At 75.2% G+C, this 11,834-nt stretch carries 6 protein-coding genes; 4 read left to right on the top strand and 2 right to left on the bottom strand.

Annotation, left to right across the window (positions count from 1 at the left end):
- Positions 1 to 3 precede the first annotated feature (3 nt).
- Positions 4 to 2,901 carry an NHLP bacteriocin export ABC transporter permease/ATPase subunit gene (locus ACFYXK_RS28675; protein ID WP_389413797.1) on the top strand — a complete coding sequence of 966 codons (2,898 nt, stop codon included), beginning with the start codon at positions 4 to 6 and terminating at the stop codon, positions 2,899 to 2,901.
- 7 nt (positions 2,902 to 2,908) lie between these two features.
- Here ACFYXK_RS28675 and ACFYXK_RS28670 read toward each other — a convergent pair whose 3' ends face one another.
- Positions 2,909 to 7,558, bottom strand: a complete 4,650-nt coding sequence (locus ACFYXK_RS28670; RefSeq protein WP_389413732.1) for a CHAT domain-containing protein — start codon at positions 7,556 to 7,558, stop codon at positions 2,909 to 2,911.
- 120 nt (positions 7,559 to 7,678) lie between these two features.
- On the opposite strand from ACFYXK_RS28670, the gene ACFYXK_RS28665 reads away from it, so the two are divergent.
- Complete coding sequence (locus tag ACFYXK_RS28665) at positions 7,679 to 8,116, top strand: hypothetical protein (RefSeq protein WP_389413731.1); 438 nt, start codon at positions 7,679 to 7,681, stop codon at positions 8,114 to 8,116.
- On the top strand, positions 8,113 to 8,925 hold the full coding sequence (locus tag ACFYXK_RS28660; protein ID WP_389413730.1) for a hypothetical protein: 813 nt from the start codon (positions 8,113 to 8,115) through the stop codon (positions 8,923 to 8,925). The genes ACFYXK_RS28665 and ACFYXK_RS28660 overlap by 4 nt, the downstream gene beginning before the upstream one ends.
- 3 nt (positions 8,926 to 8,928) lie before the next feature.
- Here the strand turns inward: ACFYXK_RS28660 and ACFYXK_RS28655 are convergent, their stop codons facing one another.
- Positions 8,929 to 9,690, bottom strand: a complete 762-nt coding sequence (locus tag ACFYXK_RS28655) for a YitT family protein (protein WP_389413729.1) — start codon at positions 9,688 to 9,690, stop codon at positions 8,929 to 8,931.
- Between the two features lie 243 nt (positions 9,691 to 9,933).
- Between ACFYXK_RS28655 and ACFYXK_RS28650 the strand changes: the two genes are divergently transcribed.
- Complete coding sequence (locus ACFYXK_RS28650) at positions 9,934 to 11,775, top strand: VanW family protein (protein WP_389413728.1); 1,842 nt, start codon at positions 9,934 to 9,936, stop codon at positions 11,773 to 11,775.
- Positions 11,776 to 11,834: the final 59 nt, after the last annotated feature.

The following is an 11,834-nucleotide window of genomic DNA, read 5'->3' as shown; positions in this document are numbered from 1 at the left end:
CCGATGCACCAGACGTACCAGCCCTACCAGGCCCCCGTCGCACCCGATCCGGTCGTGGCGGCCCTCGGCGGCCTCGGCGCGCCGGTCGACTGCACCGGCCTGCGCAGCCTGTCGCTGGAAGGCCCGCTCGTACTGTGGCTCGTCGTGCAGGGCGAGCTGGACCTGTTCGCCGTCGACGCCGCCCAGGCGGGCCACTGGCACTTCCTGGGCCGGCTCGAGTCGGGCACGCTGCTCCTGGGCCCGGCCGAGGGCCCGGCCCACACGCTGACCGGGCGCCCGCTGCAGGGCTGCGCACTGCGCCGCATCGAGCTGCACGAGCTGTACCGCCCCGAGTACGGATTCCAGGGGGTCCCCGCGGACGGAGCCTGGGGGTGGCACGCCGACCCCTGGCAGAACGGGTTCGCCGAAGCGGCGCCCAGCCCCCTCGAGGACGCCTTCGCCCGCGGCATCGGCCGCGGTCTGCGCGTGCTGTACCAGGCGCCGCTGGAGGGCCGCGCCACCGCCGGCCCCGGCGGTGCCGACGAGGACATCCTGTGGATGCAGATCCCCCCGGGGGCCGTGCAGTACGGCGCCGTGTACGAGACCCACGACGCCGCGGTCGGCATGTCCGCAGCCGCCGGCACGCTCCTCGTCGACGCGGCCGTGTGGCAGGGCATGGTGGACCGGCAGTACCGGCTGCTGGACGCCCTGGACCGCTGGATCGAGCAGGACGAGCGCGCCCACGAGGACCGCACGGCCGCCGGCATCGAGGCCGGCGAGGCCGCCCGTACCCAGGCGGACCGCACCCTGCTCGCCTCCATCGGCCGCTCCCGCAGGGGCCCCCGCCGCGATGCGGGCCACGACGCGACCTTCGCCGTGTGCCGCCTGGTCGCGGCCGAGGCCGGCATCGCCCTGACCGAGCCGACGGGCGGCGCCGCCGCGGCCTCGGAACGGACGGACCCCGTCGAACGCATCGCGCTCGCCTCCCGGATCCGCACCCGCGCCGTCCTGCTCGGCGGGCGCTGGTGGCGGGAGAACAGCGGCCCGTTGGTCGGCCGGCGCGCGGACGACGGGACCCCCGTCGCGCTGCTGTGGCGGCGCGGCCGGTACGAGGCCGTCGACCCCGTCACCGGCGCGCGCGAACGCCTCGGCCAGGGCAGCGCGGACACCCTCGAGCCGCACGCCGTCATGTTCTACCGCCCGCTGCCCGACCGGAAGCCCGGCCTGCTGCACCTGATGCGCTTCGCCGTGCGCGGCAGCGGCGCGGACCTGCGCAGCCTCGTCGTGGGCGGGCTGGGCGCGGTCGGCCTCGGCGCGGTCGTCCCCGTGGCCACCGGCCGGGTGCTCGGCTCGTACGTGCCGCACGCCGAGGAGAGCCTCATCGTGCAGACCGCTCTGGCGCTCATCGCGACCGGTGTGGTCTCGGCCGCCTTCATGCTGCTGCAGAACATCTCCCTCCTGCGCATGGAGGGCCGCATCGAGGCCACCTTGCAGCCGGCCGTGTGGGACCGGCTGCTCCGGCTGCCGGTGACGTTCTTCGCCGGCCGCTCCACCGGGGAACTGGCCGGAGCCGCCATGGGCATCAGCTCCATCCGCACCGTGCTGTCCGGCATCGTCTCGGTGTCCCTGCAGGCGGGCACCGTCGGCACGATCAACCTCGTGCTGCTGCTCTTCTACAGCGTGCCGCTGGCGCTGGCCGCGGTCGGCATGCTGCTCGCCATCGCCGTCGTCTTCCTCGGCCTGGGACTGTGGCAGCTGCGCTACCAGCGCCGGCTGATCAGGATCGGCAACAAGCTCGACAACCAGGCGTTCCAGACCCTGCGCGGGCTGCCCAAGCTGCGCGTGGCCGCGGCCGAGAGCTTCGCGTACGCCGCCTGGGCGCGGGAGTTCGCCCGTACCCGCGATCTCCAGCAGCGCATCGGCCGGATCAAGAACGTCGTCACGGTGCTCAACGCGGTCTACCTGCCGCTGTGCACGCTCGTGATGTTCATGCTGCTGGCCGGCCCGGCCCGGGGCAGCATGTCCGCCGGCGAGTTCCTCACCTTCAGCACCGCCGTGACGATGATGCTGTCCTCGGCCACCCAGCTGACCGGCGCCCTCCTCTCGGCCGCCGCCGTGCAGCCGATGTTCGAGCAGGTCGAGCCGCTCCTCGAGGCGACCCCCGAGGTACGCGGCTCCAGCACCCCGCCGGGCGAGCTCAGCGGCGCCGTCGAGGTGAAGAACCTCTCCTACCGGTACGCCGACGACGGCCCGCTCGTCCTGGACGACGTGTCCTTCCAGGTGCGCCCGGGCGAGTTCGTCGCGGTCGTCGGGGCCAGCGGCTGCGGCAAGTCGACCCTGCTGCGCCTGCTCATCGGTTTCGACCGGCCCGCCGCCGGCAGCGTGCTGTACGACGGCCAGGACCTGGCCGCACTCGACCAGGCGGCCGTGCGCCGCCAGTGCGGTGTCGTCCTGCAGAACGCACAGCCGTTCTCCGGCTCGATCCTCGACTGCATCCGCGGCTCCGGCGCGTACTCCCCCGAGGAGGCGGCGCAGGCCGCCGCTCTGGCGGGCCTCGCCGAGGACATCAAGGCCATGCCCATGGGCATGCACACCGTGCTGGCCGACGGCGGCGGCACCGTCTCCGGCGGCCAGCGCCAGCGTCTGATGATCGCCCAAGCGCTCATCGGCAAACCGCGCATCCTCTTCCTGGACGAGGCCACCAGCGCGCTGGACAACGAGGCCCAGCGCGTGGTCATCGAGTCCACCCGCGCCCTGCGCGCCACCCGCATCGTGATCGCCCACCGGCTGTCCACCGTCATGGACGCCGACCGGGTGATCGTGATGTCGGACGGTCGGGTAGCCCAGCAGGGGCCGCCCGCCGAACTGCTCGCCGACACGTCGGGCCCGTTCCACGAGCTGGTCCGCCGTCAGGTCGGGTGACCGGCATCTACGGTCCGAAGTGGACGTACGAGGCCCAGGCCAGGGGCCGGTACGGATCCTCGCGGCGGATGCGGACGACCGCCTCGTGCAGGGCGTGGGCGGCGCGGGACGGGTGCAGGGTGCCCGCGGAATCGCCGAGGACCCCGTACAGCATCTCCGTGACCCGCTGCGCGGTGTCGTCCCCGACGGTCCACAGCGTCGAGACGACCTGCCGGAAGCTGCCCAGCAGCAGGGCGCCGGCCAGGTGGATCGCCTCGTTCGGCAACTCCGTGCCACCCACCGCGGTCTGGCAGGCGGACAGGACCGCCAGCTCCGCCGACTCCAGGTCGAGCCGGGCGAGCTCGGTCACCGTCAGCGGACCGTCGTACAGGTACAGGGCTCCCCGAGCCGGGTCGGCGAGGTCCTGGCCGCCGTGGCAGGCGAAGTGGACGCAGCTGTGCGAGCGCAGCAGGTCCAGCACCACCGCCCGGGTGGCCCGGGCCTCGGCCAGGACCGTGTGCCGCCCGGGGAAGCGCCGCCGCAGTGCCTCCGCCTCCTGCCGTACGCCCGGCAGCGGTTCCAGCGAGGGCGCGTACCCGGGCCGCTCGCTCACCGCCGGGACCAGCAGCCGGCGCGGCCCGTCCGGGGCGGCCACGGGCCTGCGCGCCCGGGCCAGGGCCCGCAAGGTCGGCATGTACGAGGACACCACCCGCTCCACCACGGCGTCGTACGGCCGCTCGTCGTCGGGATCGTGGTAACCCGCGGCATGCACCGGCAGCAGGGCCAGCGGCCCCGTGGCGCACCACCACAGGCGCCTCCCCCGCCGGTCCGCCACCCCCGGGGCGTCGAGCACGGGCGAGGCGACCGTGTCCCACAGCCACTCCAGGGTGTCCAGGACCGTCTGCTGCACGGGCCCGGCCGGCGCCCCCGGACGCCCGATGCGGTCCACGGCGGCCAGGTACCGCTCCGTACGGGCCTGCGCCTCCTCCGCGTCCAGATCGGGCAGCGGGACCAGCCGGACCTGCCCCGGGGTCACCACCAGGGCGTCGCAGCGGTAGCGGCTGACGTTGACGAGGACCATCGGCCCGGCGGCGGTCGCCTGCGACAGCTCGGCGAAGGGGAGCGGGAGCATGAAGTAGGCGAAACCCGGGCGGCGCCGGATCTCCGCCACCAGCGCCTCCCACTCCCGCGCCAGCCGGCGCTGCCGCTGCGTGCCGTCCGCGGCGTCGCCGTCGCCGTCGCCGTCGCCGTCGACCAGACTCGCTCCCTGCTCCAGCCCCGCCCGCAGACCGTCGAGCCGACGGGCCAGCTCGGGGTGGGCCCGCGCCAGCTCCGTCAGGTCCGTACGGGCGTCCAGGGCCTGACCCCACAGCACGGAGCGGCCCTGGTCGAGGAGTTCCACGGCCTCCTCCAGCCGCCCGCAGGCGATGGCGCAGGCCGCGGCCTCGCTCGCCAGGTGAGAGCGCGGCGCGAGCAGCCGCTCGCGGTCGCCGCGGTCCAGACCGCGCCAGGCGGTCAGCGGCAGCAGCCCGACGGCCGCCGCGAAGCCGTCCGCAGCCGCCTCCCAGCCGGCCCGCCCGGCCGAAGCGCGCTTCGCGCCCAAGGCGCCCCACCCCACCGCCGCGTCCAGTCGCTCGTGGGGCGGTGCGGTCAGGCACTGCACCGCCTCGGCGAACCTGCCGAGCGCGGTCTCGGCGTCGTCCTCGCCGGCGCTCCCGCCCTCGCGCTCCCGCGTCATGTCGCTGCGGTCGGCGAGCATGCCCGCCCACGACATCAGCGCGTGGGCGCGCCGCGGCGAGGCGGGATGCATGTCCTGCGCCACGCCCGCCGCCTCGGTGACCGCGGCGTCGAGGTCACCGGGGTCGCCGTTCAGCAGAGCCCGGTCCCACAGGGCCAGGGCCAGGTTGGTCCGCGCGGAGTGCTCCGGGTGGCCCGGCCGTCGCAGGGCGACGGCCTCCCTGCCGAGGGCGACCGCCTCGTCCAGGTCGGCGGGCAGGCCGCGCGCCAGGTAGCGGGCCCGGAGCCGGCCGGCGAGGTTGGGCAGGGCCGAGCGCCTCACGTTCACAGCCGATCGGGGCGAGATCTCCCCGGCGAGGGTCAGGACCTGGCGGCCCAGCTCGATCGAGCGGTCCAGGTCGGCGGATTCCCCGGTGAACCGGTGGCGCAGGGCCAGGGCCGTGCCCAGGACCGTCAGCCGTGCGCAGTGTGCGGGCCCGTCGTACGGGCGGCCCGCCTCCACCGCCCGCTGCGCGGCGGCCACCGCCTCGTCCAGGTCGGTCCGTGCGCCGTCGCGTTCGAAGCGGCGTACGCAGGCGGCTGCCAGCGCGGACAGTTCGCCGCCCCGGTCCGGCTCCATCTGCAGGACGGCGTCCACCCGGTCTCCCGCGACGCGGCGCAGCTCCTCCGGGTCCGCGTCCGGCATCCCGTGCAGCATCCGCAGCTGTTGCAGGTTGGGGGTGGGCCCGTGCGCGCTGCGGCGCAGGTGCTCGACGGCGCCGTCGAGGTCGGCCGGGTCGCCGTCCCGCTCGAACCGCCGCAGCAGCAGTACGCCGATGCGCCCCTCGACCACCGGGCGGCCGGGATGCCCGTCCGGCATGCCGCCGAGCACCCGGTATCCGAGGTCCAGCGCCGGGCCGAACACCGCCGGGTCGCCGGTCCGTTCGTAGCGCGAGATGTACTCGGTGAGGCGGTGGTCGTACCGGACCACCGCGGTGCCGTCGCCCCCCTGTCGGCCGGCCTGCTCCGGCGGGACCTCGGGCGTGCCCTTCGGCGAGATGAACTCGGCGTTCCTCAGGAGCGGGTCGATGCCCTCCTCCTGCCGTACTTTCCGCCCGCGCCGCCGGCCGGCCACCACCTCCAGCAGGTGGCGCGCCCGTTCCCGCAGCTCGTCGTCCGCCGGGAGGTGGGGCAGTGCGGCGGACAGGCAGGCGTGGGCCTGGTCGAGGTCGTGGCCGGTACCGGTGATCTCCTGCCGGCACACCAGGGCCTGGCCGAGGTTCACGGCATTGAGGAAGTACGGCTCCCCGGGCGGCCGTACGAGGTCCAGGCCTTGGCGCAGGGCGTCGACCGCCGCGTCGAGATCGGACAGCTCCCCGGACTGCTGCCAGCGCAGGAGGAGGTTCTTGCCGAGGTGGTGCAGGCAGTGCCAGCGCTGGTCCCCCCGGGGCGGCGGCCGGAGCCCGAGGAGCGTGCGGTACAGGGCGATCGCGGAAGCGAGATCAGCCGCGGTGGGGGAGCGTTCGTAGCGCGACTCGACGGCCTGCGCCAGCACCAGCAGGTACGCGACGTGGTTCGCGGGGTTGCCCCGGTGCCGCAGCCGTACGGCTTCACGGGCGAACTCCACGGCGGCTTCGAGATCGGCCGGGTCCTTGGTCCCCGTCCGGTAGCGGGCCAGCAGGGCGGAGCCCAGGTGCGCGCTGTACGCGGCGCGGTCGGCGAAGTCCTCCGGAAGCTCCCGCAGGGCCGGGCCCAGCAGTTCGATGCCCCGGTCGCGGGAGAGGGGGTCCGGCTCCGCCTCGGCCCGCACGATCAGCTCTCGGGCCTCTGCGGCGCGCTGGTGCGGCAGTGCCGGGGCGCGGCGCCGCGCGGCGGCCGGCTGCGGGCCGGCCTCGGCCCGCTCCCGCCGGAGGGAACGGAGCGTGCCGTTCCACCGCGCCCGCTCGGCGGCATCCGTCAGACCCCCCGGTCCGACGGCCGAGACCATCACGGCGATGGTCTCGTCGAGGTCGTCGACGGATCCGGTCAGCTCGTGGCGGCGGTGCAACACCGAGGCGAGACACTTGAGCTGGGCTCCGCGCGGCACCGCGTTCGGGACCGTGCCCGGGGCGGTGGCGGAGCGCAGCAGGTCGATCGCCTCGTCGAGGTCCCCGGCCGCTCCCGAGTGGTTGTACCGCGTGTACAGGGCGCCGCCCAGCCGGGTCAGGGCATCGACGCGGTCCGGGCTCTGCCGGGTCTGCAGCGCCAGCAGTTTGCGGCACACCTCCACGGTGACGGCGGCGTTCTCCGGAGTGTCGTCGCGGGCGAGTTCGTGGGTCAGCGCCGCCGCCAGCACCTGGAGGAACACCTCGCGTCGGCGGCCGGCGGCAGCCGGGGCCAGGGCGAGCGCCGCCCGGGCCCACACGAGGGCGCCTTTGAGATCGCCGGCTTCGCCCGTCCGCTCGAAGCGCTCGAGCCACTCCGTGGCGAGCAGCAGACGCAACTCGGCGCAGTGAGCATGGTCTTCGGGCAGGTCCGACACGGCGCGCTGCAGGGCGACGAGCCCCATCAGCCCGTCCTCGCCGCTGCGCTGCTCCGCATCGAGGAGGGCTCGGGCCGCCTTCACCCGGGCCGCCGGATCGGCGCCGAACTCGACGGCCAGTTCCCAGAGTTCGGCAGGCACCTCATCGGGCAGGGTGTCGTGCAGCAGGCCGACGAGCTCGACCGTGGCGGCAAGATCGGGCAGTGCGGCCTGCGGCCGCTTCAGGCTCTCGGCCCGCGCCAGCAGGAGCAGGCCGACCAGCAGCATGGCCCGGCCGCGGGGCTCGGACCGGGTCGGCTGCCCGTCGGCCGCGGCCAGCAACTGCTCGGCCTCGGCGTCGAGTCGGGGGTCCTGCAGTCCACCCCCGCGCCCCGACTTGAGGTACTCCAGCACTGCCTGCTCGATCCCACCCCGCGCACTGCCGCGCCAGCGCCACCGCATGCCAGTCGACCTCCCTGCCGTTGCCGCCACGGTAGCTGTGTGTCGCCATCCGATGCCAGTCGGTAATCTCGCCCTGGCGCCCGACCCGTAGGGGCGGTGGGGCGGAAAGGGTGGGAGCCGATGGCCGTGCAGGACCCGACGGGGACGAGCGGGACGGGCGAGCCGACCGAGAGCGAGGCGCTGGCGCTGTGGTGCGCCCGGCTGGCCGGGCTGCGCGACCACGCGCGGGTGACCGGCGTGGCCGAACGGCTGGAACGCGACGCGGCGCGGGTCCGCCAGGGCGGCTCCGCGCAGCGCGCCGTGCGCAAGTGGCTCCAGGCGGACGGGGATCCGGCGGATCCGGGCGCGCCCCAGCGCAGTTGGTCGGACCGGGGGAGTTCGGCGATGGTCGGCTTTCCGGGCTCCCCGCGTACGCCGTCCGCGGGCGCCGGCCGCTACGGCTGCCCGAGCGAGCGGTGCGACCGTACCGCCGGGCGCGACGCACAGGGCCACGTCCCGGCGTGCGATGCGTACGGCGCGGCCATGCGGCCCCTCGGCCCGGCCTCCGACATCCGGTGATCACCGGGATCCTCTCCGAGGTCGGCAGGCACGTCAGCAGCCGCTGGTTCAGGTCCGTGCTGCTGCCGGGGCTGCTCCTGGTGCTGGTGGCCGCCGCCGGATTCCACCTCGGGCACGCGCATGCCCTCGGCACCGGCCGGCTGTCGGCCTGGCTGGACGGACTCGCCCGGCGCTGGCGGGCCGCGCCGGCCCGGGTGGTGGTGGACACCGCCCTGGTCCTGCTGGCCGCGGGCACCGCCGGCGCGGTCGCGGGCGTACTCGGCCGCGCGCTCGAACGGTTCTGGCTGGCCCCGCTGGAGTGGGGCGCGGCGCGGCGCCGCCGGCGCCGGGCCCTGCACGCCGCGGAGCGGGCCGGCGCCGGGGTGGTGGAGGCGTACCTGCCGCGCCGGCACACCTGGATGAGCGACCGGGTTCGGCTGGTCGAGACCCGGATCCGCGCCCAGTACCGGTTCGACGCGGCTGCGGCGTGGCCGCGCGTATGGCTGCTCGTCTCGGACGAGGTGCGCCAGCCGGTGCTGGCGGCGCGCACCGGCTTCGCCGAGGCGGTCACGCTCGCCGGGTGGGGGTGCCTCTACCTGGTCACCGGGGTGTGGTGGTGGCCCGGGCTGATCGTCGGCGGCTGCGTGCTCCTCGTGGGCTGGCGGCGTTCGCGTGCCGCCCTGGAGGAGTTCGCCACCCTGATCGAGTCGGTCCTCGACATCCGCCACCGGGACCTCGCCGCGGCCCTGGGCGTGGTCGTGGGGGAGACGGGGGTCACCGAGGGCGAGGGGCGCAGGATCGACGACATCCTCCGCAAGGGCGGCGGCTGACCGTCAGCCCCGAGCCGGAGCCCTGTCCGCAGTCGGCTCCGGTGCCGCGGCCGCGGAGGCCGTCCGGGCCGGATCGGCAGCGGGCGCCGGATCCGTGGCCCGAGCCGGTTGCGGCGACTGTGCGCCCGCCCGCGCTGCGGCCGCCGGGGAGCCTTCCTCCCCGGGCAGGGCGAAGACGCGCAGGAAGAGCTGGGAGAGCGGGCCGATGGCCAGCGCGTACGCCACGGTGCCGACGCCGGCCGTCCCGCCCAGCAGGAACCCGGCCGCGAGGACCGTGAGCTCGATCCCGGTCCGCACCAGCCGCAGCGACCGCCCGGTCCGCCGGTGCAGCCCGGTCATGAGGCCGTCGCGGGGTCCCGGCCCGAAGCGGGCGGCGATGTAGAGGCCGGTCGCGACACCGTTGAGGACGATGCCCGCCGTCAGCACGGCGGCCTGCGCGAGCGTGCCGTGCACGTCCGGCATCACCGCGAGGGTGGCGTCGATGGACAGGCCGACGGCGAACACGTTGGAGACGGTGCCCAGCCCCGGCCGCTGCCGCAGGGGCACCCACAGCAGCAGGACCAGCGCCCCGACGGCCACGGACACCGTGCCGATGCTCCACCCGGTGAGCTCGGCGAGCCCCTGGTGGAAGACGTCCCACGGGTCCAGCCCCAGACCCGCGCGGACCAGGAACGCCGAGCTCGCGCCGTACAGCGCGAGCCCGACGTAGAGCTGCAGGAGTCGACGCGTGAGACGCCGCGCGGGGCGGGCGGGGGCGTGGGGCACCGGTGGAGCCTTTCAGGGAGCCAAAGACCGACAGGCCCCACGATGTGGCATCCCCCGGACGGCCGGACAGGGCCAATCCAACCTAAGTGGCCTTACTTCGGTGGCCCGGGTTCCGTGGGCGCGCCGACCGGTCCCCCTCGTGAGAACAGGCACATTTTTGCCCCGGTTAGTCCGAATTGGTGAATGCTGGTTCCCGGCCACACCGACGTAGCAGCGCCACCGGCACCGGGAGAGACGAGAGACATGCGACGCGTACACCGCCTCACGATCAACCGGCGGACGGCCCTTCCCCTCGTGGGCGGGGCCGCCGTCCTCGGCTTCGGCGGCCTCTACCTCACCGGTCTGGCCGTGGCGGGCGAAGCCATCGCCGACGGCACCCACGTCCGCGGGATCGACATCGGCGGCATGGGCCGTACGGAGGCCAAGGCGGCCCTCGACAGCGCGCTCGGCCCGGCCGCAGCCGCCCCGATGGAGCTGCGGATCGGCGACCGCACCGAAAAGGCCGCCCCCGCCGCCTTCGGGCTGTCCCTGGACACCGCCGCCACCGTCGACCGCGCCGCGCAGGCGGGAGCGGACCCCTTCACCGTGATCGGTCGGCTGCTCACCCCGGCCGAGGACCGCGAGGTCGAGCCCGTGATCCGTACGGACGGCCCGACGAGCACGGCCGAGGTCGACCGGATCACCGCCGCCGGCACGCAGGCCCGCGACGGCGACGTCACCTTCGAGGGCGGCACGGCCAAGGCGACCACCCCCGTCACCGGAATCGCCGTGCGCGCCGACCAGGCGGCCGACACCGTCCGCGCCGCCTACCTGCGCCCGCAGGGCGGTCCGGTCACGCTCCCCGTCGACCAGAAGCCGCCCGCCGTGGGCACGCAGGAGACCGCCCGGGCCCTGAAGGAGTTCGCCGAGCCGGCGATGTCCGGCCCGATCGCCCTCACGGTGGCCGGAAAGCCCGTGACCCTCACCCCCGCCGTGCTCGGCCGGTACCTGGCGGTCGAGCCCGACGCCCACGGCCGGCTGGTTCCGAAGCTCGACTCCAAGGGACTGCTGGCCGACCCCGCGGTCGCCCGGCAGGTGGCCGCGGCCACCAGCCCCTCCCGCGGGGCCACCTTCCGCGTCGACTCCGCCGGCCGGGCGGTCGTCGCCCAGGACGGGCGCTCCGGGATCCAGGTCACCGAGAAGGCCTTCGCCGACGCCGTCGTCCCGCTGCTGACGCGCTCGGGCGCCGCCCGCACCGGTGAGGTCGCCGTGAAGACGATCCACCCGCGCCTGACCGCCGAGAACGCGCAGCGCCTCGGCATCAGGGAGCAGGTGTCCTCCTTCACCGTCAAGTTCCCGGCCGCGCCGTACCGCACCACCAACATCGGGCGGGCCGTGGAGCTGATCAACGGCTCCGTCGTCATGCCCGGCGAGACGTGGAGCTTCAACAAGACGGTCGGCGAGCGGACCAAGGAGAACGGCTTCGTCGACGGCATCATGATCAACGACGGCCAGTTCGTGAAGTCCCCCGGCGGCGGGGTCTCGGCGGTCGCGACGACCATGTACAACGCCATGTTCTTCGCGGGCGTCAAGCCGCTGGAGCACGGGGCGCACTCCTTCTACATCGAGCGATACCCCGAGGGCCGCGAGGCCACCGTCGCCTGGGGCACCCTCGACCTGCGCTGGAAGAACGACTCGGGCCACGCGATCTACGTCAAGGCCGATTCCTCCGACACCTCGGTGACCATCAGCCTGCTCGGCACCAAGAAGTACGACGAGATACGCGCGACGCAGGGCCCGCGGGAGAACATCACCCCGCCGGGCAAGCGCACGGGCTCCGGCCCCACCTGCGAGGTGCAGACCCCGCTGGAGGGCTTCGACGTCAACGTCGGCCGGGTCTTCGTCCAGGGCGGCAAGGAGGTCAAGCGCGAGACCTACCGTACGCACTACACCCCGCGCGACGAGGTCACCTGCGATCCGCAGACCACGGCGAGCCCGGCCGCCCCGACGCCCCCGGCGACCGGCCCTTCGACCGCGACCGCCCCGACCGCTCCGGCCGGCCCGGCGGCATCGACCCCGGCCGCGCCGAAGCCGGCCCGCGCCTGACGGACCGCCGCCGACGGGGCCCGGCCCGGGCCGGGCCCCGTCGGCGGCGCCGCGCCCCG

This window comes from Streptomyces sp. NPDC002209, assembly GCF_042890265.1.
Lineage (GTDB): Bacteria > Actinomycetota > Actinomycetes > Streptomycetales > Streptomycetaceae > Streptomyces.
The sequence above is the reverse complement of the archived record's forward strand: the minus strand, read 5'-3'. Positions and strand labels throughout refer to the sequence as shown.